This is a genomic window from Futiania mangrovi (assembly GCF_024158125.1).
Classification (GTDB): domain Bacteria; phylum Pseudomonadota; class Alphaproteobacteria; order Futianiales; family Futianiaceae; genus Futiania; species Futiania mangrovi.
The window spans coordinates 183,013-206,740 of the sequence record NZ_JAMZFT010000003.1; the positions used below are offsets into that span (position 1 = coordinate 183,013).

Annotated in this window: 22 protein-coding genes; 12 read left to right on the forward strand and 10 right to left on the reverse strand. The window is 68.8% G+C overall.

Annotated features, from left to right (window positions below):
- Positions 1-10 precede the first annotated feature (10 nt).
- The 5 genes from NJQ99_RS13595 to NJQ99_RS13615 all read left to right on the forward strand — a co-directional run bounded on the left by NJQ99_RS13595 (position 11) and on the right by NJQ99_RS13615 (position 5,168).
- Positions 11-940 (forward strand): histone deacetylase family protein, encoded by a 930-nt coding sequence (locus NJQ99_RS13595; protein WP_269333412.1) that lies wholly within the window; start codon positions 11-13, stop codon positions 938-940.
- Between the two features lie 53 nt (positions 941-993).
- Positions 994-1,260 carry an exodeoxyribonuclease VII small subunit gene (locus NJQ99_RS13600; RefSeq protein WP_269333413.1) on the forward strand — a complete coding sequence of 89 codons (267 nt, stop codon included), beginning with the start codon at positions 994-996 and terminating at the stop codon, positions 1,258-1,260.
- A complete protein-coding gene (locus tag NJQ99_RS13605; RefSeq protein ID WP_269333414.1) occupies positions 1,257-2,168 on the forward strand; it encodes a polyprenyl synthetase family protein in 912 nt (303 codons plus the stop codon). The genes NJQ99_RS13600 and NJQ99_RS13605 overlap by 4 nt, the downstream gene beginning before the upstream one ends.
- Positions 2,169-2,392: 224 nt before the next feature.
- On the forward strand, positions 2,393-4,324 hold the full coding sequence (gene dxs / locus NJQ99_RS13610) for a 1-deoxy-D-xylulose-5-phosphate synthase (RefSeq protein ID WP_269333415.1): 1,932 nt from the start codon (positions 2,393-2,395) through the stop codon (positions 4,322-4,324).
- A gap of 82 nt (positions 4,325-4,406) precedes the next feature.
- Positions 4,407-5,168, forward strand: coding sequence for a TlyA family RNA methyltransferase (locus NJQ99_RS13615; protein ID WP_269333416.1), 762 nt, complete (start codon positions 4,407-4,409; stop codon positions 5,166-5,168).
- Here NJQ99_RS13615 and NJQ99_RS13620 read toward each other — a convergent pair.
- Positions 5,144-5,536 carry an MAPEG family protein gene (locus NJQ99_RS13620; protein ID WP_269333417.1) on the reverse strand — a complete coding sequence of 131 codons (393 nt, stop codon included), beginning with the start codon at positions 5,534-5,536 and terminating at the stop codon, positions 5,144-5,146. The genes NJQ99_RS13615 and NJQ99_RS13620 overlap by 25 nt on opposite strands.
- Before the next feature lie 130 nt (positions 5,537-5,666).
- Between NJQ99_RS13620 and NJQ99_RS13625 the strand changes: the two genes are divergently transcribed.
- The gene (locus NJQ99_RS13625; protein WP_269333418.1) at positions 5,667-7,187 is read left to right on the forward strand and encodes a class I SAM-dependent RNA methyltransferase; all 1,521 of its coding nucleotides are present in this window, start codon (positions 5,667-5,669) and stop codon (positions 7,185-7,187) included.
- A complete protein-coding gene (locus NJQ99_RS13630) occupies positions 7,184-8,047 on the forward strand; it encodes a DUF3800 domain-containing protein (protein ID WP_269333419.1) in 864 nt (287 codons plus the stop codon). The genes NJQ99_RS13625 and NJQ99_RS13630 overlap by 4 nt, the downstream gene beginning before the upstream one ends.
- 261 nt (positions 8,048-8,308) lie before the next feature.
- On the opposite strand, the gene NJQ99_RS13635 is transcribed toward NJQ99_RS13630, so the two are convergent.
- From NJQ99_RS13635 to NJQ99_RS13665, 7 genes are all read right to left on the reverse strand, one after another.
- Positions 8,309-8,827 carry an ImmA/IrrE family metallo-endopeptidase gene (locus tag NJQ99_RS13635; RefSeq protein ID WP_269333420.1) on the reverse strand — a complete coding sequence of 173 codons (519 nt, stop codon included), beginning with the start codon at positions 8,825-8,827 and terminating at the stop codon, positions 8,309-8,311.
- Complete coding sequence (locus NJQ99_RS13640; RefSeq protein ID WP_269333421.1) at positions 8,817-9,317, reverse strand: hypothetical protein; 501 nt, start codon at positions 9,315-9,317, stop codon at positions 8,817-8,819. The genes NJQ99_RS13635 and NJQ99_RS13640 overlap by 11 nt, the downstream gene beginning before the upstream one ends.
- Before the next feature lie 60 nt (positions 9,318-9,377).
- Complete coding sequence (aroC, locus tag NJQ99_RS13645) at positions 9,378-10,478, reverse strand: chorismate synthase (RefSeq protein WP_269333422.1); 1,101 nt, start codon at positions 10,476-10,478, stop codon at positions 9,378-9,380.
- 44 nt (positions 10,479-10,522) lie between these two features.
- A complete protein-coding gene (locus NJQ99_RS13650; protein ID WP_269333423.1) occupies positions 10,523-11,530 on the reverse strand; it encodes an NADP-dependent oxidoreductase in 1,008 nt (335 codons plus the stop codon).
- A gap of 141 nt (positions 11,531-11,671) precedes the next feature.
- A complete protein-coding gene (fabI, locus tag NJQ99_RS13655; RefSeq protein WP_269333424.1) occupies positions 11,672-12,490 on the reverse strand; it encodes an enoyl-ACP reductase FabI in 819 nt (272 codons plus the stop codon).
- 138 nt (positions 12,491-12,628) lie between these two features.
- Positions 12,629-14,968, reverse strand: coding sequence for a hypothetical protein (locus NJQ99_RS13660; protein ID WP_269333425.1), 2,340 nt, complete (start codon positions 14,966-14,968; stop codon positions 12,629-12,631).
- 274 nt (positions 14,969-15,242) lie between these two features.
- The gene (locus tag NJQ99_RS13665; protein ID WP_269333426.1) at positions 15,243-15,719 is read right to left on the reverse strand and encodes an RT0821/Lpp0805 family surface protein; all 477 of its coding nucleotides are present in this window, start codon (positions 15,717-15,719) and stop codon (positions 15,243-15,245) included.
- A gap of 249 nt (positions 15,720-15,968) precedes the next feature.
- Between NJQ99_RS13665 and pdxH the strand changes: the two genes are divergently transcribed.
- A complete protein-coding gene (gene pdxH, locus NJQ99_RS13670; protein ID WP_269333427.1) occupies positions 15,969-16,616 on the forward strand; it encodes a pyridoxamine 5'-phosphate oxidase in 648 nt (215 codons plus the stop codon).
- A gap of 108 nt (positions 16,617-16,724) precedes the next feature.
- Entirely contained in the window at positions 16,725-17,681 is a 957-nt protein-coding gene (locus tag NJQ99_RS13675) for a cation diffusion facilitator family transporter (protein ID WP_269333428.1), read from the forward strand.
- A 203-nt stretch (positions 17,682-17,884) separates the two neighbouring features.
- Here the strand turns inward: NJQ99_RS13675 and NJQ99_RS13680 are convergent, their stop codons facing one another.
- Positions 17,885-19,024: a hypothetical protein gene (locus NJQ99_RS13680; RefSeq protein WP_269333429.1), complete on the reverse strand. Its 1,140-nt coding sequence runs from the start codon at positions 19,022-19,024 to the stop codon at positions 17,885-17,887.
- A 152-nt stretch (positions 19,025-19,176) separates the two neighbouring features.
- Between NJQ99_RS13680 and NJQ99_RS13685 the strand changes: the two genes are divergently transcribed.
- Entirely contained in the window at positions 19,177-19,920 is a 744-nt protein-coding gene (locus tag NJQ99_RS13685) for an SDR family NAD(P)-dependent oxidoreductase (RefSeq protein ID WP_269333430.1), read from the forward strand.
- Positions 19,921-20,005: 85 nt separating this feature from the next.
- Here NJQ99_RS13685 and NJQ99_RS13690 read toward each other — a convergent pair whose 3' ends face one another.
- On the reverse strand, positions 20,006-21,394 hold the full coding sequence (locus NJQ99_RS13690; RefSeq protein ID WP_269333431.1) for an aminotransferase: 1,389 nt from the start codon (positions 21,392-21,394) through the stop codon (positions 20,006-20,008).
- 379 nt (positions 21,395-21,773) lie between these two features.
- On the opposite strand from NJQ99_RS13690, the gene NJQ99_RS13695 reads away from it, so the two are divergent.
- Together NJQ99_RS13695 and NJQ99_RS13700 are read left to right on the forward strand one after the other, a co-directional pair.
- The gene (locus tag NJQ99_RS13695) at positions 21,774-22,433 is read left to right on the forward strand and encodes a hypothetical protein (protein ID WP_269333432.1); all 660 of its coding nucleotides are present in this window, start codon (positions 21,774-21,776) and stop codon (positions 22,431-22,433) included.
- Between the two features lie 300 nt (positions 22,434-22,733).
- Positions 22,734-23,681, forward strand: a complete 948-nt coding sequence (locus tag NJQ99_RS13700) for a sulfotransferase family protein (RefSeq protein ID WP_269333433.1) — start codon at positions 22,734-22,736, stop codon at positions 23,679-23,681.
- Positions 23,682-23,728 lie beyond the last annotated feature (47 nt).

Here is a 23,728-nt window from a genome sequence, read left to right on the forward strand (position 1 = left end):
TCGCAGGCAAATGACCACGGCACTCTTCACCCATCCTGCCTGCCTCGCGCACGAGACACCGCCCGGCCACCCGGAGCGCGTGGCGCGGCTTCAGGCCGTGCTGCGCGCGCTCGACGATCCGCGGTTCGAGGGGCTTCTCCGCCGCGAGGCGCCGCTCGCCCGCGTGGACGAGATCGCGCTCGCCCATCCGCGTGACCATGTGACCGCACTGCTGGCCCGCGTGCCGGAGACGGGGTTCGCCCCGCTCGACGCCGACACCATCGCCTGCCCCGGCACGGGCGAGGCGGCGCTGAGAGCCGCGGGCGCGGGAATCGCGGCGGCGGACGCGGTGATGGCGGGCGAGGCCGACAACGCCTTCTGCGCGATCCGCCCGCCCGGCCACCATGCCGAGCCGCGCACAGCCATGGGCTTCTGCCTGTTCAACAATGTGGCCGTCGCCGCCCACCACCTGCGGATGGTGCACGGGCTGCACAGGATCGCGGTGATCGACTGGGACGTGCACCACGGCAACGGCACGCAGGCGATCTTCGAGCACGATCACGCGCTGTTCTACGGCTCGACGCACCAGATGCCGCTCTACCCCGGAACCGGGGCCGCGCAGGAGCGCGGCGTCGCGGGCAATATCGTCAACGTGCCGCTGCCGCCGGGCGCGGGCTCCGACCAGTTCCGCGAGGCGTTCGAGACGCTGCTCGACCGGCTGGAGCGGTTCGAGCCGGAATTCATCCTGCTGTCGGCGGGCTTCGACGCGCACGCCGACGACCCGCTGGCCGACATGGCGCTGTCCGAGGAGGACTTCGCCTGGGCCACGCGGGAGATCATGGAGGTCGCGGACCGCTATTGCGGCGGGCGGCTTGTCTCCGCGCTCGAAGGCGGCTACGACCTCGACGCGCTGGCCCGCAGCGCCGCCGCCCATGTCGCCGCGCTGATGCGCCTGGGCTGAGGCCGGGGCAGGCTTGCGGGGACGCGAACGAGAACGCAAAGGGAGACACGCCGATGGCCGAGGACACCCGGGCGCTGCCGGAGGATGTGCGCGCCATGAGCTTCGAGGAAGCGCTGGGCGAGCTTGAGAAGATCGTGCAGCGGCTGGAATCGGGGCGCGTCGCGCTGGAGGATTCCATCGAGCTTTACACCCGCGGCAGCCAGTTGCGCGCCCATTGCGAGGCCAAGCTGAAGGACGCCGAGGCGCGCATCGAGAAGATCCTGGTCGCCGCCGACGGGTCGCTGTCGGCCCAGCCTCTCGACGGAGACGGCGAAAAATGAGCACGCCCGCCGGGGCCGGGGACTTCGCCGCGCGTCTCGCCGCCCGCGCGGAAGAGGTGGACGCGGCCCTCGCCCGCCTGCTGCCGCGCACGGACGCGAACGACGGCGGCGGCCGGCTGGCAGAGGCGATGCGCTATGCCGCGCTCGGACCCGGCAAGCGGATGCGGCCCTTCCTGGTGCTGGAAACGGCCCACCTGTTCGCCGTCGACCCCGCGCGGGCCGTCCGCGCCGCCGCGGCCATCGAGTGCGTGCACGCCTATTCGCTGGTGCACGACGACCTGCCCGCCATGGACGACGACGACATGCGCCGGGGCCGGGCGACCGTGCACAGGGCCTTCGACGAGGCGACCGCGATCCTGGCGGGTGACGGTCTGCTGACGCTCGCCTTCGAGATCGTCTGCGACCCGCGCACGCACGAGGACGCGCACGTCCGCGCGGAACTCGCGCTCAAGATCGCGCAGGCGGCGGGCTGGGCCGGCATGGTGGGCGGCCAGATGCTGGACCTGACGGCCGAGCGGGGCGCTGCCGACGAGACGCAGGTGACGCGCCTGCAACGCATGAAGACCGGCGCGCTGATCGCGGTGGCGTGCGAGGCGGGCGGCCTGCTGGGCAAGGCGGGACCGCAGGCGATGAAGGCGCTGGCGGGCTATGCGCACGACCTGGGCCTCGCCTTCCAGATCGCCGACGATCTGCTGGACGTGACGGGCGAGGCGGACAAGGTCGGCAAGGCGACGGGCAAGGACGCAGACGCCGGCAAGACCACCTTCGTGGACATTCTGGGCGTCGAGGGCGCGAAGGCGCGCGCCCGGCTGCTGGTCGACCAGGCGGTGGAGCACCTCGCCCACTTCGACGGCCGCGCCGAGAGCCTTCGCGCCGCTGCGCGCTTTACGGTCGAGCGGGAGCACTAGGTCACGCGCGCGCCCTTCCGCTTTCGTTCCGCGTTCGGGCGTGCTAGGCGATGCGGCCATGCGCGCGGGGGCGTCCTCGTGCCCGCGGCATCCGCATCTTTGCCCATTGCGCCCCTGCGGCCCATATGGGGTAGAAAGGCGCTTTCGGGAGCCATCGTCTCCCGTCGGTGCGCGTGGCCGGCGCCCTCCGTGGCGGACCGGCAGCAAGTGAAGAGGAACCGGAGTTGACGGACGAGAGTGCGCGCCCGGGCGTTGCGACGCCGCTGCTGGACACCGTGACCATCCCCGCCGACCTGCGCCGGCTGCGGCCGGAGGAGCTGCGCCAGCTTGCCGACGAGTTGCGGGCGGAGACGATCGACGCCGTCTCCGTGACCGGCGGGCACCTCGGCGCGGGGCTGGGCGTCGTCGAGCTGACGGTCGCGCTGCACTATGTCTTCGACACGCCGCACGACCGGGTGATCTGGGACGTCGGCCACCAGTGCTATCCGCACAAGATCCTGACCGGGCGGCGCGGCCGCATCCGCACGCTGCGCCAGGGCGGCGGGCTTTCCGGCTTCACCAAGCGCGACGAGAGCGAATACGACCCGTTCGGGGCGGCGCACTCCTCCACCTCGATCTCGTCCGGCCTCGGCATGGCGGTGGCGCGCGACCTGAAGGGCGAGCGGCGCAACGTCGTCGCGGTGATCGGCGACGGCGCGATGTCCGCCGGCATGGCCTACGAGGCGATGAACAACGCCGGCGCGATGGACAGCCGGCTGATCGTCATCCTCAACGACAACGACATGTCCATCGCCCCGCCCGTCGGCGCGATGAGCCATTATTTCACCAAGCTCTGGTCCGGCCAGACCTACCAGGGCTTCCGCGAGCAGATGAAGTCCATCACCCACCGCCTGCCCGGCGGGCTGGAGCGCGTGGCGCGCCGGGTGGAGGAGTTCACAAAGGGCATGGCCTTCGGCGGCACCCTGTTCGAGGAGATGGGCTTCCAGTATTTCGGCCCGATCGACGGCCACGACCTCGACGTGCTGCTGCCCGTGCTGCAGAACGTGCGGGAGCAGGAGAACGGCCCGATCCTCGTCCACGTGGTCACGCAGAAGGGCAAGGGCTATCCGCCGGCGGAAGCCTCCGCCGACAAGTACCATGGCGTCTCCAAGTTCGATCCCGCGACCGGCGCGCAGAAAAAAAGCATCGCAAACGCGCCCAGTTACACGCGAGTCTTCGCAGATTACCTCATCAAGGAAGCCGACCGCGACACCCGCATCGTCGCGGTCACGGCGGCGATGCCGGACGGCACGGGCCTCAATCTTTTCGCCAAGGCGCATCCCGACCGCTGCTTCGACGTCGGCATCGCGGAGCAGCACGGCGTGACCTTCGCGGCGGGGCTGGCTGCAGAGGGGATGCGGCCCTTCGCGGCGATCTACTCGACCTTCCTGCAGCGCGCCTACGACCAGGTGGTGCACGACGTCGCGATCCAGAACCTGCCGGTGCGCTTCGCCATCGACCGGGCGGGCCTCGTCGGCGCGGACGGCGCGACGCACGCAGGGTCCTTCGACCTCGCCTATCTCTGCTGCCTGCCGAACTTCGTGGTGATGGCGGCCGCGGACGAGCGGGAACTCGCCCGGATGGTCGCGACCGCCGCCCGGCACGACAGCGGGCCCATCGCCTTCCGCTATCCGCGCGGCGAGGGGGTTGGCGTGGAACTCCCTGAAATTGCTGAGGTTTTTGAGATCGGCAAGGGGCGCATCGTGCGCGAGGGGACGGACGTCGCCATCCTCTCCCTCGGCGCCCGCTTAGGCGAAGCGCAGAAGGCCGCCGAGACCCTTGCAGATCAAGGGGTTAGCGCCACCGTCGCAGACGCGCGCTTCGCCAAGCCGCTCGACCACGACCTCATACGCCGCCTTGCGTCGTCCCATGCGGCGCTCATCACGATCGAGGAAGGCTCAACCGGCGGTTTCGGCGCACATGTGCTGCACTTTTTGAGCGAAGAGGGCCTGCTCGACGGCGCCCTGAAGGTGCGGACGATGACACTTCCCGACCGGTTCATCGACCACGATACGCCGGAAAAACAATATGTTGAGGCGGGGCTTTCATGCGACGACATCGTCCGCCTCGCCCGCTCCCTCGTGGCTGCGCGGGGCGGCAAGCGCCTCTCGGCCTGAGGCAATTCCCCATGCGCGCCCATGCACGAAACCCATGGGGAAAGTGCATGAGAATGCCCATGCAAGCGCCCATGTTGCGCGCATGAGCGACCGGCTCCGCGCCGACCTCGCGCTCGTCCGGGCGGGTCTCTGCCCGACCCGCGCGCGCGCCCAGGCCGCCATCGCGGAGGGGCGCGTGAGCGTCTCCGGCGCCCCCGTCACCCGCCCCGGCCAGCAGGTCGACCCGGACGTCCTCGTCCTCGCGCCCGACCCCGCCGACCGGTGGGTGAGCCGGGGCGCGCGAAAGCTCGACGCCGCCCTCGACCGCTTCGGCATTTCGCCCGCGGGGCTTTCCTGCCTCGACCTCGGCGCGTCGACCGGCGGCTTCACGCAGGTGCTGCTGGAGCGCGGCGCGGCGTCCGTCCTCGCCCTCGACGTCGGCCACGGGCAGCTTGCGCCCGAGATCGCCGCCGACCCCCGCGTGACTTCGCGCGAGGGGGTGAACGCCCGCGACCTGACCGCCGCCGACCTACCCCAACCGCCGGAGTTGATCGTCGCGGACCTCTCCTTCATCTCGCTGACGCTGGCGCTGCCGCCGGCGCTCGCGCTCAGCCTGCCCGGCGCCCGCCTCGTCGCGCTGGTGAAGCCGCAGTTCGAGGCCGGGCGCGACGCGCTGGCCAGGGGCGGCATCGTGCGCGATCCTGCTGCCCGCGCCGCGGCGCTGGCCCGCGTGCGGGAGATGCTGGCCGCCCACGGCTGGCGCGTTCTGGGCGAGATGGAGAGCCCGATCCCCGGCGGCGACGGCAATATCGAGTACCTGGTCGCCGCGGCGAAGGAGCCTCAGCCCGCCAGGCCCATCGCGTAGAGCACCACGTTCGCCGCCGCCGCGAGCGCCAGGATCGTGATCGTCGTCGTCATGCCGACGAGGCGGAACCGCATCGGCTCCGGATCCTGGCTCATGCCCCAGGCGTGCGCGATGCGGCCGAGCAGCAGCGCCGCCCCCGCCGCATGGACCATCCACCACGGCGCGCCCTGCAATTCCGCCAGCCCGATCAGCAGCACGGCGAACGGCACGTGTTCGGCGAAGTTCTGCTGCACCCGGATCCGCCGGACGAGCGGACCCTGCCCCCCGTCGCCCAGTGCCACGCCGAACCGTTCCCGCGCGTTGATGACCCGAAACGTCAGCACGAGATGGAGGAGCGCGAGCGCGCCCGCATAAAGCCCGGTAATCAAGAAATATCCCCCCCTTGCTGGCGTCTGCTATACGGATGAGACGCGCCCCCGGATGCGCACGGCGGCGAATCCCTGCCCGCGGCCTTGCGCCATGAGCATGACCCCAACGCGAACCGCACGAAAGCCCCGCATGAGCCGTCCCCGCCGCCCCGCCCGCCCCCGCAAGCCCGCGGCCTCCGCGCCCGCGCCCTCGCGTGTCGAGACCTTGCGGATCGTGGGCCTCGGCCACCTCGGCGACGGCGTCGCGCATCTGGAGGGGGGCGCGGTCCACGTCCCCCTGACCGCGCCGGGCGATCTGGTGCGCGCGCGCGTCGCCGGCGCCCGTGCCGAGGTGCTGGAGGTGCTGGAGGAAGGCCCCGACCGCGTCCCCGCCCCCTGCCCCGCGTTCGGCACCTGCGGCGGGTGCAGCGTGCAGCATCTCTCCGCCCCCGCGCAGGCCGATTTCAAGCGGCAGGCGGTCCTCGGCGCGCTTGCCGCCCACGGGATCGAGGCCGTGGTGGACGCGACCGTCGCCACGCCCCCCGGCACCCGGCGGCGCGCGGCCTTGACGCTCAGGCCGCGGGAGAGGAACACCGCCGCCGTTGGCTTTCAGGCGCGCGGCACGAACGCGGTGGTCGATCTCGACGCCTGCCCCGTGCTGCACCCGGCGCTGTCGGCCCTGATCGCGCCGCTGAAGGCGCTCGCCCCGCGTCTCCTCAAGCCGAAGTCGGAGATGCGCGCCCATCTCCTCCTGACCGGGGCGGGCGTGGATCTGGAGCTTGCGGGCGGCCGCGCGCCCGACGCCGCCCTGCTGATGGACCTGGCGGAGTTCGCGGGCGCGCACGACCTCGCCCGTCTGACGCTGGACCGGGAGGTGGTGGCGCTGCGCCGTCCGCCCGTGTTGCGCGTGGGCGGTGCGCCCGTGCCCGTGCCGCCGCGCGTCTTCGCGCAGGCGAGTGCGGAGGGAGAGGCCGCCCTGATCGCCGCGGTTCTGGCGGGGTTGGAGGGGATGGACCCGCCGCCGGACCGCATCCTCGACCTGTTTTGCGGCGTCGGCACCTTCGCCTTTCCGCTGGCCGCGATTGCGCCTGTGCATGGGGTGGAGGGCGATGCGGATGCGCTGGCCGCGTTCGAAGGCGGCATCCGCGCGCTGGATCGGGAGCGTGGGGGCGCGAGTGCCGCCGCCAAGCGGTTGAGTTTCGCCCGCCGCGACCTGTTTCGCAGCCCCTTGCGGGTGGAGGAGTTGGCGGGCGCGACCCTCGGCAGGCCGCTATCCGCTCAAGTGCCCAGGGGGGTGCCCAAAGGCGCGGGCCAGGATGCCTCCGGTGGCGTCTATGGGCCGGAATCCGGGAGCGTATCGGGGGGCGCCTCTGCCGCCACGGGCGCGGGCCTGCTGTCCGGCGGTCCGCACGCGGGCGCCTCGCATCTGGAGACGGCCGCCGTCGTCATCGACCCGCCGCGCGCGGGGGCCGAGGCGCAGTTTCGCGAGCTTGCCGCCGCCCGCGCGACCGGCCTGATCCCCCGGATCGTGTCGGTGTCCTGCAACCCCGCGACGTTCGCGCGCGACGCGCGCATCCTGCTCGACGCCGGCTACACCCTCACCCGAGTCACACCCATCGACCAGTTCGTCTGGTCCGCCCATGTGGAGGTCGTCGGGGTGTTTGGGACTTGAAAGGCGAATATGTGGACGCAAGCACCACTAGACTAGTTGCAGCCACACTTGTCACAGTTTATCGTAGCTTCATGCACAGTTTTATTGCCTTCATTGATGAGTCGGGGGACGATGGCCTGCGGAATTTTCGGAGGCCTGGTGTCGCAGGCGGCGCATCCACTTTCCTAACAATTTGCGCCTGCTTAATAAGGGCCACAAACGATGTCGAAACCGTACAATGGCGTGACGAAATCAAAGAAGGCTCGGGCAAGCGCTCAAAAGGAAGAGACATTCACTTTGCAGACTTCAATCACGCGCAAAAGCGTTTTGCGTGCCAAAAAATACAAAGCCTACCTTTGAGATATATTGCAGCCATATCACACAAACCATCGATACCAGAAGGCACCTACAATACGAAGAATGCTCTATATTTTTACATGACTCGTTATGTGATTGAGCGAATTTCTTGGTTTTGTAGAGACATGCGCCCTACAGTTCGCGAAGGAGATGGCCGTGTAAAAATTGTTTTTTCCAGGCGGGGAGGAATGTCTTACGAAGATTTCAAAAAATACCTTGAAATACTTAAGCAAAGCCCTCAAAACTCGATACATTGGCCAGTTATTGATATTGAATCGATAAAGGCTGAGGATCACTCGCGTGTCGCAGGCCTTCAGCTTGCAGATTGCGGCGCCAGTGCATTTTCATGCGCACTGGAGCCTGATACGTTCGGGAACGTGGAAAGCCAATACTTGGCGATCCTAAAGAGAAACATTTATAGCAAGAACGGAAATTTTTTGAGCTACGGATTTAAATTATTCCCCAATTTTCAGGGAATTGACCTTAGTGAAGATCAAATTTGCAGCATAAATCTTTTGAGGTAAGGCAGGTGGCCCCCCGGGCCATGATTGCACGAACGTGCCTGCGAACTTTCGAACGCTCTGGCTGATTCCGGCGCATGACCACCCAATACACAATGTAGCAGAATCCGCTATTCCGTCAAGACCATGGAGATAGATGGTCCAAACTTTATATAATTATCAATTAGTTAGTAGATGCCCCCCCCCTAATCCCACCCTCGCCCGCCGTCGCCCTGCCCCAGGGCGCGGTGGCGGAGCAGATGGTCGGCGAGGGCCATCGCCCCATCACCCCGCCGGGTCGGGTTGCCGCAGGCCCAGATTGATCAGCCGGTATTTCATCGCCTGCCTTGAGACGTCGAAGCGCTGGGCCAGTTCCGCGTAATTGCTGCCGTTTGGGGCAGCGTATTTTTCGATCACCTTGCGCGGCATCAGGACGTCGGCGGCGAAGCGGTTCGCCTGCACCTCGTCCTTGTAGTCGAGCGGGTTCGCCTCGTTCCTGTTGCGCGCCTCGTCGAACAGGCGGTCGAGGTGTTCCCCCACGCCCAGCTTGTGACGGTGCAGCAGATAGTGGCCGAGTTCGTGCGCCGCCGTGAAGCGCTTGCGCTGCGGCCCCTCGTTCCGGTTCACGACGATGCGGTATTCGCCGGGCCCGCTGCGGATGATCTTGCCCGAATCCCCCGCGGGCATCGTCGCTTCCTCGTAGTCGATGCCGAGCGCCCGGATCAGCCCAACGACATCCCGCGCCTCCTCCGTGCTGAAGAAGGCGGCGAGCTTTCCCATTTCCCCTTTGAAATCAGCGGTCATCGTTCTTGTCCAGGGAATCGAGTTCTTGATTCTCGGCCTCTATGCCGATGGGACTTTCGGCCCCCTCCGACCGCACAGGCCGTCCGTTCTTCTCCAGCCACGCCTCTGCAGCCCCTCGCGCGGCGGGCGGAGCGACTTCTCTAGCTACCACATCTGCGCATTCCTGCGCAGCTTCGCGCGCCGCCTCCAAGGCGTCACGCCGGACTGTGACGAATCCGATAAGCGCACCGACTGCCAATGTAACGCCAAGAATGGTAAGGCTTATGGAAACAAAATCAAGTCGTCCCAACTGCGACGCGACGGAGATCGCGTCTCCGCTAAGCTCGCAAAGCGCATCGACACCTTCGGCGTCGGCGCGGGCAGCCCTGTCGAAATAGCCGCCCTGCCACGCAATCCAATAAAGGTAGCCGAGCGCGGCGGCCCAAAAGCAATGGAAGAAAATGTTGGCTGCGCCTCCAATTCCGAAGGACGCGCGCTTTTTCCCGGACATATACACCTCGACACCACGAACGACGTCGAGTTTATCCGGAAATCTGCACTTCGCTAAACTCTAATCCCACCCTCTCCCGCCGTCGCCCTGCCCCAGGGCGCGGTGGCGGAGCAGATGGTCGGCGAGGACCAGCGCGAGCATCGCCTCCCCTACCGGCACGGCGCGGATGCCGACGCACGGGTCGTGGCGGCCTTTCGTGACGATCTCCGTCTCCTGCCCGAAGCGGTCGAGCGTGCGGCGCGGCGTCAGGATGCTCGACGTCGGCTTCACCGCGAAGCGCGCCACCACCTCCTGCCCCGTCGAGATGCCGCCCAGGATGCCGCCCGCGTGGTTCGCCAGGAATTCGGGCGCGCCGTCCGCGCCCTTGCGCATCTCGTCGGCGTTTTCCTCCCCCGTCAGCGCGGCGCTGGCGAAGCCCGCCCCGATCTCCACGCCCTTGACCGCGTTGATGGACATGAGGGCCGCGGCCAGGTCGCTGTCGAGCTTGCCGTAGACCGGCGCGCCCAGACCTGCCGGCACGCCCATCGCCCGCACCTCGATCACCGCGCCGACCGACGATCCGGCCTTGCGGATGCGGTCGAGGTCGTGGGCCCACGCCTCCGCCGTTTCGCCGTCCGGGCAGAAGAACGGATTTTCCGCCACCTGCGCCCAGTCCCAGCGTTCGGGGTCGATGCCGCGCGCGCCCATCTGGACCATCGCGCCGCGCACCTCCATCCCCGCCGCCGCGATCACCTTGCGCGCGACCGCCCCCGCCGCGACGCGGGCCGCGGTTTCCCGCGCGCTCGACCGTCCGCCGCCGCGCGGGTCGCGCAGGCCGTACTTCGCCCAATAGGTGTAGTCCGCGTGGCCCGGGCGGAACTTGTCGGCGATGTCGCCATAGTCCTTCGAGCGCTGGTCCGTGTTCTCGATCATCAGCGAGACCGGCGTGCCCGTCGTCACCCCCTCGTAGGTACCCGAGAGGATCCGCACCCGGTCCGGCTCCCGCCGCTGCGTGGTGTAGCGCGACTGGCCCGGCCTGCGCCGGTCGAGCCAGGGCTGGATGTCGTCTTCCGTCAGCGCGATGCCGGGCGGGCATCCGTCGACGACGCAGCCGAGCGCGGGCCCGTGGCTCTCGCCCCAGGTCGTCATGCGGAACAGATGGCCGAAGGTGTTGTGTGTCATGACCTTGGGGTTTTAGGCCGCGGCCCGCCGCCCGTCAAAGCCTCTCAGAGTTTCAGCACCAGCTTGCCGAAGTTCTCGCCCGTGTAGAGCATGTTCAGCGCCTCGGGGAAGGCGTCCACGCCGCCCTCGCGCACGTCCTCGCGCATCTTCAGCTTGCCCTCGGCGTGCCACTTGCCGAGGTGGCCGATTGCCTCGCGCATCTGCTTGGCGAAGTCGAACACGATGAAGCCCTGGATCTTCAGCCGGTTGACGAGGATGGAGCGTTGCGCGCCCGCGTCGTAGCCGACCTTGGCCGGATCCGTCTCGTTGTAGGAGGAGATCAGCCCGCACACCGCGACCCGCCCGAACGTCGCCATCCGGTGCATGACCGCGTTGCCGATCTTGCCGCCGACGTTCTCGAAATACATGTGCACGCGATCGGGCGCCAGCTCGACGAGCCGTTTCTCCACGTCCTCCGCCTTGTAGTCGATGGCCGCGTCGAACCCCAGCTCCTCGGTGACGTAGCGGCACTTCTCCGCGCCCCCCGCGATTCCGATGACGGTTGCGCCGCGCAGCTTGCCGATCTGCCCGACGAGGCTTCCGACCGCGCCCGACGCCGCCGAGACGACCAGCGTCTGCCCGGCCTCCGGATGCAGGATCTCCATCGTTCCGAAATAGGCGGTCCACCCCGGCATGCCGAGGCCGCCCACCCAGCGCTCCATCGGCGCCTGGGCGGGGTCGATCTTGTGGACGAAGGTGCCGTCGCTGACCGCGTGCTCCTGCACGCCGAACAGGCCCATGACCGCGTCGCCGGGCCGGAAGGCCTCGTGGTTGCTCTCCTCCACGATCCCGGCGGCATAGGCGCGCATGACGTCGCCCAGCGCGACCGGCTGCACGTAGGAGCGCCCCTCCGCCATCCAGCCGCGCATGGCGGGGTCGAGCGAGACCGCATGCACCTTCACCCGGAACTCGCCGGGGCCGGGCGTCGGCATGGGCTCGTCGGCGATCTCGAAATTTTCGCGCGTCGACATTCCGAACGGACGGCTCTTCAGCCGGCAGACACGGTTGGTCATGCGGGTTCTCCTTCCTCGCCTCGTCTCGCCGCGCCGGTTTCCGGCGGCCGTTTCGCAAAAAAGCCTAGAGGCAGCGGCAGCCGCCGACCACCGTCATATCCGCATGGCTGAGTGTAGAATGGCCGCCGCGCCAGTGCCGCCTCAGGCGCCCGGCTTGACGACGGAGATGTCGGGCGCGTCCTCGGCCTTCATGCCGACCACGTGATAGCCGCAGTCGACGTGCTGCACCTCGCCCGTCACGCCGGAGCCGAGGTCGGACAGCAAATACATCCCCGTCTTGCCCACGTCCTCCAGCGTCACCGAGCGGCGCAGGGGGGAATTGTACTCGTTCCACTTCAGGATATAGCGGAAGTCCCCGATGCCCGAGGCCGCGAGCGTCCGGATCGGCCCGGCCGAGATCGCGTTGACGCGGATGTTCTTGGGGCCGAGGTCCATGGCGAGGTAGCGCACGCTCGCCTCCAGCGCCGCCTTGGCGACGCCCATCACATTGTAGTGCGGCATGACCTTTTCGGCGCCGTAATAGGTCAGCGTGACCATCGAGCCGCCCTCGGTCATCAGCTTCTCGGCGCGCTGCGCCACCGCCGTGAACGAATAGCAGCTGACGTTCATCGTGATCGCGAAATTGTCGTAGGTCGTGTCGACGTAGCGGCCGCGCAGCTGATCCTTGTCGGAATAGGCGATCGCGTGGACGAGGAAGTCCAGACGCCCCCACGTCTTCTCGAGCTCGGCGAACACCGCGTCGACGGATGCCGCATCGGTCACGTCGCACGGCAGCACCAGCGTCGAGCCGAGCTGTTCGGCCAGCGGGATCACCCGTTTCTTCAGCGCGTCGCCCTGGTAGGTGAAGGCCATCTCCGCGCCTGCCGCCGCGCACGACTGCGCGATACCCCAAGCGATCGACTTGTCGTTGGCGACGCCCATGATCAGGCCGCGCTTGCCCTTCATCAGATCCCGGTTCATCCGCGTTCCCGTCCCCCAAGCTTTCCCGGCTTCCCGCATGGCGAATCAGGCCAGCCTTCAGGCGGCCATTGTGCCCGTTCCGCGGGTGGCGGGCATCCTACACAATGCCGGGGTGCGGTCAAACGCGCGCGGGCGGGCCTATTTCGGCATCCCGCGCTGTTCGGCGGCGCGGATCTCCGCGTCGGACATCAGCGCACGCAGGTTGGCGAGTGCGGTTACCGCGCGGGAATAGCCCTGTCCTGCGGCCTCCATCCACAGCGCATAGGCGAAGCCGCGGTCCTGCGGCACGCCCTCGCCGCGGTTGTAGAGGCGGCCGAGCCAGAACTGCGATTCCGCATCCCCGGCGCGTGCCATGCGCGCCCAAAGCTCCGCCGCCCGGCCGATGTCGCCGCCGCGATAGGCCCGCAGCGCCGCCTCGCGGCCCAGCGCCAGGGCATCGCCCCGGTCGGGTTTCGGAACCACCGCCACCGCCGTGCCGGGGGCTTTCGGCGCCGGGCTCACGCGCGATTCCTGCTGCGGGGACAGCGGCAGCGGCGCACCGGCCGCGCTCACGCGCGTGCCATGCGGCTCCGCGCCGTTCGGCAGCGGGCCGGGATCGGGCTTTGCGCGCGGCAGGGCGAAGACCACGTTTCCGGACCGTGCCACGCCCATTATGGCATCGGCATCGTAGCGGGAGGTGAGAAAGCCCTCGTCCGTCTCGCCCGGCTGGATCGTATCGGGGATCGGCAGGCCGCGCTCCCCGGGGTCCTCGGCGCCCGGAAGCCGCAGGACGCGCATGCCGCCCGGGTCCTCTCCCAGCGGCAGGACGCGCGGCGCACCGCGCACGATCTCTGGCGGCTCCGGTCGCGCCTCGGCGGCGGGCGGAACCATGACCCGTGTGCGGTCTGCGGCGGGGCCTTCGGCGCGGGCCACCTCCTCGGCGCGGGTGGCGGGCGCGGCGCCGGTCGCGGCGGCCAGCGCACGGGCGATCTCGGTTGCAAGCGTCGGTGTCGGGCGGCCCGTTTCGGCTGCCTCCGCCGACGGGGCCGCGGGTCCGGCAAGCGCAGGCGTCCCGGCGCCGGGGGCGGCCACGGCTTCCCGCTCGCTGCCCGCTCCGCCTGCCGTGCGCGCGGCGACGGCGCGGCCTTCGGGCGGCACTTCGCGCATTTCGCGGGCCGCGAAGTCCGTCGCACGGACCAGCGCCCCGGCGGACGCGGGCTGCGCCGCGATGGCGGGCGGCGTCGTGTCGAGGGCTGCGGCAAGCGCCCGTTCACCCGGCACTGCCGCCGGTGAGGGGCCTCCGGACGAGGCTGTCCGCACGCCGCCCGCGGGCACGCGCGCCTCGGGCGGGGTGATCGCGACCTGTGCGCTTGCGCTCGCGGGCGCGCCGTCGGCGGCCACCAGCGGGCCCGTTCCCGTGCGCGCGGTCAGTTCTACCGGCGCGCGCTCGCGGGTGTCGGGCTTGGGCTGCGGCAGAGGAACGGCCAGTTGGCGGGGCAGTTCCTCTGGCGGCTCCAGGCGGCCGATCACGGGCACGCTCTGCATGGTTTCGGCGGGACCGCGGGCGCTCTCGGCGATCCTCCCGGCCAGCGCCGCGATGCGCGGATCGCCCTTCGGGGCGCCCGTCTCGGGTGGGACCCTCTCCCGTGCCGCAGGGGACGGCGCGGTGGGGACGGGCGCTGCGGCCGGTGCGCCCGGCTGTCCGGTCGCGGGTGCGGCCTCCTCGCCCTGCAGGCGCGCCGCCAGCCGGGCGATCAGCGGATCGCCCTGGGGCGCCTCCTCGGTCCGGGTCGACGCACCGTCTGCCCGCGCCCGTTCCTCGAGCGCCTGCACGAGCGCGGCGATCTGCGGGTCGGGGGGCGGCAGGCGCCCGGCCTGCGTCCTGCCGTCGAGCGCCTCCGCCGCCGCGAGATAGGCAAGACGCGCGCGGGCCTGCGGATGTCCGTCGCGGGCCGCGAGCCGGTACCAGTCGAGCGCGCGGGCCATGTCCTGCTGCACGCCGAGCCCGTTCTCGTACATCAGCGCGAGATTGTAGCGGCCGAGCGAATCTCCGCCCCGCGCACCCTGGTCGAGCAGGACCGCCGCGCGGTCGTAATCCTTGTCCACGCCGAGGCCGCGGACATGCAGCAGGCCAAGCTGCGTCGCAGCCGACGCCGACCCGTTCTCCGCCCCTTGCGCGAACCAGAGCGCCGCCTGTTCGGGGTCCTGCGTCACGCCCTTGCCCAAGAGCCACATCAGCCCGAGATTGTGCTGCGCCGTCGGGTCGCCCGCCCGCGCGAAGGGCAGCCAGATGTCGTAGGCCTTGCGGTATTCGCCAAGCTCGTAGGCGTCGACGCCGCGGGCGAAGCGTTCCGCCCGCTCCGCCGGCGTCAGCAGTTCCAGCGGGCTTCCCTGCACCGCCTGCTCGCGGATGGAAGTGGCTTGCTGCGCATGCGCCGGGGCTTGCAGGGCGAGCACGAGCACGCCCAGCGCCGCGCCCGCCGCAAGGGCTGCACGCATCCGCGCCTGCGTCCGCAAATTTGACCTCGACTGCACCATGCCTACCGTTCCGCACTGCGCGCGCGCACCGCCGCGCCGGTCGACTTTGCCAGAGGGCCGTAAAGATTGGCTTGCGCTCCACATGGGTAAATTACCCGCAAGAAGCGTGCCACAGCCTCCAGAAAACAACCTCCGGGAGATTTGATGCGCAAGGGGCGGCCCCGCCTGCGCGGCAGCCGCCCCCCTTGTTCTCCTGCCTGCGGCGGCCGGATCGTACTCCGGCTGCGCGCGGGCCTCAGTTGTTCACGACGCGCCAGGTGCCGTCCGGCTCGCGGCAGGCGGTGCCCTTCGCGGTTTCGCGCCGGCCATCGATATAGACCGTCTGCGTGTACTCGCGGCAGTCGTAGCCTTGCGCCGACTTGTAGGACGGTCCGGGCGTCACCTCGCCGGAGTGGCCCGAGTCCGGGTTGCGCCAGCTTACCGGCTCGTAGGAGCGGCCGCTCTCCAGCGCGTCGTAGGTCGTGCGCCGCGCGAGCAGGCGGTCCTGCTCGTCGAGCGAGCGGCCGATCTGCTGGCCGAGATAGGCGCCCGCGATCGTGCCGACCGCGGTGGACACGATCCGGCCCGAGCCGCCGCCGATCGCCTGACCGGCCAGCGCACCGCCTGCGGCCCCCAGAAGCACGCCCGCGGTTTCCTTCGGCCCCGCGCCCGTTTCGCAGCCCGCGACCGCAAGGCCCAGCGCCGCGACGACAATCACCGGTTTCAGCATCATGGGTCTGTCATCCTTCCCTAAGCACGAGAGCCCGAAGGCCCGCCCCGTCCCGATCCGCGCGCGTCAAACACCTTCTTGCGCCGGCGCGAATCGGTCCTTCCGACTATAACAACGTTCCGGGGACCAGATTCCGTTCCTTGAGGGCGGAATTATGACGCGCGCTCTCTTGGCGGCCGCGCGCACTGGCATCGGACGCCTGCCCGGTATATCTCGGTCCCTGTGGCCGAACAGGTAAGGAGGGCCCGCGCCATGAAGATCCCCAAGGCCGACCCGCGCCAGCACGATCCCGCGCTGAACGAGGCGCCGCCGATCGAGGGCGACGACCCCTTCCGCCTGTTCGAGGAGTGGTTCGAGGAGGCGCGCTCCGCCGAACCTGCCGACCCCAACGCCATGTCGCTCGCGACCGTCGGGCCCGGCGGCATGCCGAACGTGCGCATGGTGCTGCTGAAGGAGGCGAGCCCGGCGGGCTTCGTCTTCTACACCAACCTCGACAGCGAGAAGGGAGAGGAACTGGCCGCCACGCCGAAGGCCGCGCTCTGCTTCCACTGGAAGAGCCTGCTGCGCCAGGTCCGCGTGCAGGGGCCCGTCGTGCCGGTGAGTGCGGAGGAAGCCGACGCCTACTACGCCAGCCGCGACCGCGGCAGCCGGATCGGGGCCTGGGCGTCGAAGCAGTCGCGCCCGCTCGAAAGCCGCTTTGCCCTGCAGGCGGAGGTGGCGAAGACCGCCGCGCGCTATGCCGTGGGCGAGATCCCGCGCCCGCCCTTCTGGTCCGGGTTCCGCGTGGTGCCGACCCGGATCGAGTTCTGGAAGAACGGCGCGTTCCGCCTGCACGACCGTCTCGTATTCCGCCGGCCGGACGCCGCGTCGCCCTGGACCGCCGTGCGCCTCTATCCGTGAGGCCCCGGGCCGGCCGGCTGGACGCAGCGCGATTGCGAAGCCTTTGCAAGTCTTGGATTTTCTTGCCTTTCCCGGCGACCGTGCCCAAATCAACGGACGATGAGCAGCATGACGGAAATTGACGCGGCCGACGCCCGCACCGGCCCGGCCAACCGCAAGCGGCGGGAGCGGCTGATGCGGCTTGCCACCTATGCCTCGGTGGCGAGCGCGTGTTTCCTCATACTCATCAAGCTGGGGGCGTGGATCGCGACGGGCTCGCTCGCCATGCTGTCCTCGCTGATCGACAGCGTGCTCGACGCGGCGGCGTCGATCGTGAACCTCGTGGCGGTGCGCCACGCGCTGGAGCCCGCGGACCACGAACACCGGTTCGGCCATGGCAAGGCGGAGCCGCTGGCGGGCCTCGGCCAGGCGGCGCTGATCTTCGGCTCGGCCCTCTTTCTGGTGTTCGAGGCGGGCGGACGGCTCTTCGCGCCCGTGCCGGTGACGCAATCGACGCTCGGCATCGTGGTGATCGTCGTGTCGATTGCGGTGACGCTCGGCCTCGTCCTGTTCCAGCGCCACGTGGTCCGCGTGACGAAATCCGTGGCGATCGCGGCGGATTCGCTCCACTACAAGGGCGACCTGCTGATGAACGCGGGCGTGATCCTCGCGCTCGTGCTGGCAGGCGTCTTCGACATGCCCATCGCCGACCCGATCATCGCGCTGATGATCGCGGGCTACATCGCCAACAGCGCGTGGTCCATCGTGCGGCAATCCCTCGACCAGTTGATGGACAAGGAGTTTCCGGAGGAAGACCGCGCCCGCATCCGCCAGATCGCGACCTCGCACCGGGAGGTGGAGGAGATCCACGACCTGCGCACCCGGTCGTCCGGCACCTACAGCTTCATCCAGTTCCACCTGGAACTCGATCCGCACATGACGCTGGCGCGCGCCCACCGGATCAGCGACGAGGTGGAGGAGATGCTGCAGGAGGCGTTCCCCGACGCCGACATCTTCATCCACCAGGACCCCGCGGGCTCCGAAAGCGCGCCCGACCCCGACGCCCCGCCCCGCCTGCCGGTTTGACTTGCCTGTCTGACTTGCCTGTCTGACTTGCCTGTCTGGGGGCTTGCGCGCACCTCGCTGCGGACGCGCCCGTCAGTTGTCCGCGACGGGGCCCCACCTCCGGCCGGTCCGCGCACCCTCGCCCTCGCCACGCCCCCCGGAAAAGGAAAAGGCCCGGCAGTGCCGGGCCTCCCCCATCTCGAGTGCGAAACGCAAGACCTGTATCAGGCGGCGATGCCCAGGTAGCCGGCCAGTGCGGCCAGACCGTTGTGCACACCGTTCTGATCCTGCCGGTTGTCCTGACCGGCGTGGAAGGCGTTGACGCCATCCAGACGCATGTTGCCGAAGTGACGCCAGGTGAAGGGATTGTTGCCCTCGCCCTGATCGTCCAGATTGTGCGCGGCGGAGTGGTTGTTGCCCAGCGACCCCATGATGGCCGCGAGGTCGTCCTGGTCCACGCCCAGCTTGGCCGCCAGCTGCGCACGGGCCGCCGGGTCGTTGGCGGCGGCGTACCACTCGGCGCTCGCCTCGTCGACGAGTGCCTCGTCGCCGCTCGCAAGCCGCGGGTCCATCGCCATGGCGATCCCGGCTTCGAGGCCGGTGATCTGCCCTTGCAGACCCACTTCCTCGGCGCCTTCGCCCGAACCCAGGGCACCGCTTTGGATCAGGCCCATCGCCTCCTGCCCGGACATGCCGAGGTACTTCTGCGCCAGGAAGTCGAGCCCGCCCATGGAGAGCTGGTAGCCGTTGTCCATCGCGGCGGCCGCGTCGAACGCCTGGTTGGCACCCAGCGGCATGCCCATCGCGCCGAACTCGTTCTCGCCGACGTGGGTGCCGTGGTTGGCGCCGCCATGCCCGCCGCCGCCGTGGCCACCCGCACCATGCGCGCCGCCGCCGTGGCCGCCCGCACCGTGGCTGTGGCCGCCGCCGCCATGCCCGCCGGCACCGTGCGCGCCGCCGCCCGCACCGCTGCCGCCCAGCATGTGGGCGCCGCCGCCGTGGCCGCCCGCACCGTGGCTGTGGCCGCCGGCGCCGCTCGACGGACCGCAGCATTCGGACGTCGCCGCCGCCGTCGCGGGGGCAGGCCCGCAACATTCCGAGGTGGCGCCCGCCGCCCCGAACCCGCCCTGCATGCCCAGCATGTGGGCCTGGCCGACCGTCGCCGGTCCGCCAATCCCGGCAGCCCCGAAGCCGCCCGCACCGCCGAGGCCATTGCCCGGCGTCATGATGACGACGGTGGACCCGTTCGCTGCGGCATTCTGGGCCAGGGCGTATGCATTGTTGAAATCGTTGCCGCCGACGCCAGGCTGGAAACCCGTTCCCACACCTGACCCACCGGCATAGTGACCGTTCACGTGAGCCATTGTCTGTCTCCTCAAGCAACGCAAGACTGCGTACGATCAGATTAACCCAGTTCGTGCCGTTGTGAAACAGTTTTGTGCGCATCGGTGTCAAAAGCAGAGAATCCGCCGGATTTCGGCCCCCAACAATCCCAAACAGGCACAGGTGAGCCCCGATGAGCAGCAACCAACCCCAGCGGACGATGATTCTGACCGGTGCCTCGCGCGGCATCGGCCACGCAACCGTCAAGCGCTTCTCCTCGGCTGGCTGGCGGGTCATCACCTGTTCGCGCCATGCCTTTCCCGAGGATTGCCCGTGGGAGGCGGGGCCGGAGGATCACATCCAGGTCGACCTCTCCGATCCGCGCAACCTTGCCGACGCCGTGGGCGAGATGCGCTCGCGGCTGAAGGGCGGGCGGCTCGACGCGCTCGTCAACAATGCCGCGATCAGCCCCAAGGGCGACGGCGGCGCGCGTCTCAACACGATCACCACGCCGATGGAGACGTGGGCTGCCGTCTTCCAGGTCAATTTCTTCGCGCCCGTGACGCTCGCCCGCGGCCTGCTGGCGGAGCTTGAGGCCGCGAAGGGCTCCATCGTCAACGTGACGTCCATCGCGGGCGTGCGCGTCCATCCCTTCGCGGGCACGGCCTATGCGACGTCGAAGGCCGCGCTGGCGGCGCTCACGCGCGAGATGGCGCACGATTTCGGGCCGCACGGCGTGCGCGTCAACGCCATCGCGCCGGGCGAAATCGAGACGGCGATTCTCTCCCCCGGCACCGAGAAGCTGGTGGACGAGATCCCCTTGCGCCGCCTCGGCAAGCCGGAGGAGGTGGCGCGCGCCATCTACTATCTCTGCACCGCCGAAAGCTCCTATGTGAACGGGGCGGAGCTGCACATCAACGGCGGCCAGCACGTCTGACGCTGCCCGCCTCTCCTCCATGCGAAACGGGCGGGTGGCCTGCCAAGCCCCCGCCCGCTCCCGATGCGTCCGTTTTGCCTGCGGGTTACGCCGCCGCCGCGCGCAGGCCTTCCTTGTTCACCCACGCCTCGGTCTCGTCGAGCGCGCGCTCATAGCGGTCGAACAGCTCGCCGACCTCGTCCTCGGTGATGATCATCGGCGGGCAGAGCGCGATGGACTCCCCGATCGCGCGCACGATCAGGCCGTGCTTCTCCATGAACTTCGCGCACTGCGCGCCGACGCCCGCCTTCGGGTCGAACGGCCGCCGCGTCGTCTTGTCGGCGACCAGTTCCGCCGCGCCGAGCAGTCCGCGCCCGCGCGCCTCGCCCACCAGCGGATGGTCGGCGAGCGCGTGGAGCCGCTTCAGGAAGGTGGGCGTCACGCCGCGCACATGATCCAGGATGTTGCGCTTCTGGTAGATCTCCAGCGTCTTCGCCCCGATGGCCGCGCCCAGCGGGTGCCCGCCATAGGTGAAGCCGTGGCCGAACAGGCCGATCTTCGCCGACGCCTGCTCCATCGCCTCGTACATGAAGTCGGGAATCATCACAGCGCCCAGCGGCGCATAGGCCGAGGTCAGCTGCTTGGCCGACGAGATCGTGTGCGGCTTCATGTTCATGGTCTGCGCGCCCCACCAGTTGCCGGTGCGGCAGAAGCCGTTGATGACCTCGTCGTCGATCAGCAGGATGTCGTGGCGGTCGAGCACCTGCTGGATTGCCGGGAAATATGTCTCCGGCGGCACCAGCACACCCCCTGCGCCCATGATCGGCTCGGCGATGAAGGCCGCGACCGTGTCCGGGCCTTCGCGCGCGATCAGTTCTTCGAGATCGCGGACCAGGCGGGCGACGAAGTCCTCCTCCGTCTCGCCCGGCTCCCCGAAGCGGTAGAAGTGCGGGCACGTCGTGTGCTTCACGAAGTCGAGCGGCAGATCCCAGTCGATGTGGTTGTAGGGCAGCCCGGTCAGCGAGGCCGACGCGATCGTGACCCCGTGATAGGCCTTCATGCGGCTGATGATCTTCTTCTTCTTCGGCCGCCCGATGGCGTTGTTGTAGTACCAGACGAGCTTGATCTGCGTGTCGTTCGCCTCCGACCCGGACGAGGTGAAGAAGACCTTGGAGATCGGCACCGGCGCGACCTCCTTCAGCTTCTCGGCGAGCGCGACCTGCGGCTCCGTCCCCTTGCCCGCGAAATTGTGGTAGTAGGCGAGCTTCCTCAGCTGCTCGATGCCCGCCTCGATCAGTTCCTCGTCGCCCCAGCCGAGGCCGGTGCACCACAGGCCCGACATGGCCTCGATATATTCCTTGCCCTGGTCGTCGCGCACGAAGATGCCCTTGCCGCTGTCCAGCATCATCGGGCCGGTCTGGCGGATCTTGTGCAGCGGCGTATAGGGGTGGACCACGTTTTCCAGGTCGCGGACCTGCATGTTGGTGAGCGGCATCGCACGCACTCCGGTCTTTTTTGTGAAATTGACGCGGGCGACATCCTACTCCGCTGGCCCCGTCCCCTGTAAAGCCGCTTGGGGCGCGCCATCAGCCCTGCGCGGGGCGCTTGGGGCCGCCCCTCCCGCCACGGCCTCCGCACATCGGGATGCGGCCCGCCAGACTGTAAATAATCCCTTGCACATGGTTAATTTGATTGTTACAAAAAGGGACACTCGTGCGAAACGGATGTCTGACCGGCGCGGGGCTTATGCGATCCGGTCAGCGTCCAGCCACGTCTCCTCAAAGACATCGCTGCCCGGATCCCATGCCCCCGCCGCAAGGCTCCCTCTGGCGGGTTGCGTTACACAGGGTTGCCTTGACACGGAGGAAGGGAACATGGCTTTCGCCGACTTCAATACGGGCGGGATCGATGACTTCAGTTCGGGCGCGGACATCGCCCCGGTCGGCGGCGCCGACTTCCAGGTCGCGCTCGGAAACACTGCGGGCGGCAGCGACGGTATCGGCCTTACCACGCGGACAGGCGTGCCGAGTAACAATCAGTTCACCTTCACCGGCGACAACGCGGACGACCTGCGATCGGCGGCCGGAAACGTGGTGCTCACCCTGTCTCCGGCACAGGTGGTCGACGTCGTGAGCATGGCTGAAGGCCAGGCTCCGGGCACGGACCTGACCCTGAACTCCGTCGTGTCGCTCGGCGGCGACAACGGCCACATCGCGATCTTCGACAGCCAGCAGAGGCCCGACGGCATCGGCCGGTACGACCCGCAGACCATCGGCGCCGCGGTGCATATCGCCGAGGACGGCACCCTGTCCCCCGTCGACGCATCGTTCTACGGCGGCTCGCGGGACGGTGGCATGACCATGCGCTTCAACGATGCGGTTTCTGTCAATGGCACGTCCCAGACGGGCGTGCAGATCGACATCGCGCGCACGTCGGCCGACAGCTTCGGCGGCAACAGCGTCATGGAAGCCCAGGTCTATGCGGGCGGGACCTACTACCCGCTCGACGCCTCCACGGTCAGCTACCAGCACTGACGGCCGGTGGGGTCCGCCCCGCCGCCGCCCTGCATTCCCGAGAACCACCGACCGGCCCGGCGCCTTCCGCCCGGGCCGGTTTGCTTTTGCTGCGAGTTGAACGCGATCGCACCGCACCCCATGGCTTCAGTACCGGAGACCTGCAAGCGCATGGCGCGCAGACAAAAACCCTCATTCATGCAATAAATGATTTCTTCAATTTGCCTGGATAGCCTCCGCCTGCACGTACTGTGAGATTCCGCCGCCCGCAGGCGACCGAATTAACGCAGATCGCACTCAGCACGGGGTTCCATTTGCGCCATGATTTTCGTTCTCGGTAGCGGCCGCTCCGGCACCACATGGCTGGCGAAGATTTTCGACAGCCACCCCGATACGCTTTACAGGCACGAACCGGACGCAAGTTTTCTCGACCCTCTCCTGCCATTTCTTCCTGCACGGGAAGAATTTGACACCCACGCCGCACGCGCCGCGGCCTATCTGCACGCGCTGCCGCACCAACGCGATCTGAAGTCGGCGGGCAGCCTGCCCGTTTTTCCCAAATCCTACCGGCCCGGGCTCCTTCAGGTGCCGCACCGCTGGGCCGTCATGGCCTGCAAGGCGGCTGGCCGTCTGCCGGGCCTCGGAGGCCTGCGCATCCCCGACCTCGCCCGCACGGCCCAGGCCGTCCCGGTGGTCAAGTCCGTCAACTCGATGGGCCGTGCCGGTCTCTTCCTCCATGCCATGCCGGAGATGCGCCTCATTCACATCGTTCGGCACCCGTGCGGGCACATCGGCTCTCGTATTCGCGGCGCGAAGCTCGGGTTGATGTCGGACCGGAACTATCTCGATGCCCTGTGCGGCCTTGCCGAGGCGCGCGCGCTCGGCTTCACGAGCGAACGGGTCTCTCAAATGAGCCAGCCCCAGAGGATGGCTGTCGCCTGGGCCATCAAGAACGAAAAGGCGATGGCCGAGATCGAGGGCAATCCAAACGCCCGCACCGTCGTTTACGAGGATCTGTGCGCCGATCCCGTGAGCGTGGCGAAAGACCTCTTCGCCTTTGCAGGCCTCCCGTGGTCCGAGCAGACTGCCGCCTTCCTGGGCGAGAGCACGACGAGCAGCGATTCCCGCTATTTCGGCGTGAACCGGGTCTCGCGCGACGAAGCGCTGAAATGGCGCAAGGAATTCTCCGAGGCGGACGTCGCCGGCATCCGGGAGATCGTCGCGGGCTCCAGGGCCGCCGCGCTCTATGAGGACCGCCAGCTACTCTGATCCCCTTCCCCCTTGGACATCGGCGCGTTCCGGGCCTAAATCAGGCC

Bases quoted from the DNA above. Each gene is read 5' to 3' on its own strand.
- NJQ99_RS13595 (WP_269333412.1), top strand. From the start codon at position 11: ATGACCACGGCACTCTTCACCCATCCTGCCTGCCTCGCGCACGAGACA.
- NJQ99_RS13600 (WP_269333413.1), top strand. From the start codon at position 994: ATGGCCGAGGACACCCGGGCGCTGCCGGAGGATGTGCGCGCCATGAGC.
- NJQ99_RS13605 (WP_269333414.1), top strand. From the start codon at position 1,257: ATGAGCACGCCCGCCGGGGCCGGGGACTTCGCCGCGCGTCTCGCCGCC.
- NJQ99_RS13615 (WP_269333416.1), top strand. From the start codon at position 4,407: ATGAGCGACCGGCTCCGCGCCGACCTCGCGCTCGTCCGGGCGGGTCTC.
- NJQ99_RS13625 (WP_269333418.1), top strand. From the start codon at position 5,667: ATGAGCCGTCCCCGCCGCCCCGCCCGCCCCCGCAAGCCCGCGGCCTCC.
- NJQ99_RS13635 (WP_269333420.1), bottom strand. From the start codon at position 8,827: ATGACCGCTGATTTCAAAGGGGAAATGGGAAAGCTCGCCGCCTTCTTC.
- NJQ99_RS13640 (WP_269333421.1), bottom strand. From the start codon at position 9,317: ATGTCCGGGAAAAAGCGCGCGTCCTTCGGAATTGGAGGCGCAGCCAAC.
- aroC (WP_269333422.1), bottom strand. From the start codon at position 10,478: ATGACACACAACACCTTCGGCCATCTGTTCCGCATGACGACCTGGGGC.
- NJQ99_RS13650 (WP_269333423.1), bottom strand. From the start codon at position 11,530: ATGACCAACCGTGTCTGCCGGCTGAAGAGCCGTCCGTTCGGAATGTCG.
- fabI (WP_269333424.1), bottom strand. From the start codon at position 12,490: ATGAACCGGGATCTGATGAAGGGCAAGCGCGGCCTGATCATGGGCGTC.
- NJQ99_RS13660 (WP_269333425.1), bottom strand. From the start codon at position 14,968: ATGCGTGCAGCCCTTGCGGCGGGCGCGGCGCTGGGCGTGCTCGTGCTC.
- NJQ99_RS13665 (WP_269333426.1), bottom strand. From the start codon at position 15,719: ATGATGCTGAAACCGGTGATTGTCGTCGCGGCGCTGGGCCTTGCGGTC.
- pdxH (WP_269333427.1), top strand. From the start codon at position 15,969: ATGAAGATCCCCAAGGCCGACCCGCGCCAGCACGATCCCGCGCTGAAC.
- NJQ99_RS13675 (WP_269333428.1), top strand. From the start codon at position 16,725: ATGACGGAAATTGACGCGGCCGACGCCCGCACCGGCCCGGCCAACCGC.
- NJQ99_RS13680 (WP_269333429.1), bottom strand. From the start codon at position 19,024: ATGGCTCACGTGAACGGTCACTATGCCGGTGGGTCAGGTGTGGGAACG.
- NJQ99_RS13685 (WP_269333430.1), top strand. From the start codon at position 19,177: ATGAGCAGCAACCAACCCCAGCGGACGATGATTCTGACCGGTGCCTCG.
- NJQ99_RS13690 (WP_269333431.1), bottom strand. From the start codon at position 21,394: ATGCCGCTCACCAACATGCAGGTCCGCGACCTGGAAAACGTGGTCCAC.
- NJQ99_RS13695 (WP_269333432.1), top strand. From the start codon at position 21,774: ATGGCTTTCGCCGACTTCAATACGGGCGGGATCGATGACTTCAGTTCG.
- NJQ99_RS13700 (WP_269333433.1), top strand. From the start codon at position 22,734: ATGATTTTCGTTCTCGGTAGCGGCCGCTCCGGCACCACATGGCTGGCG.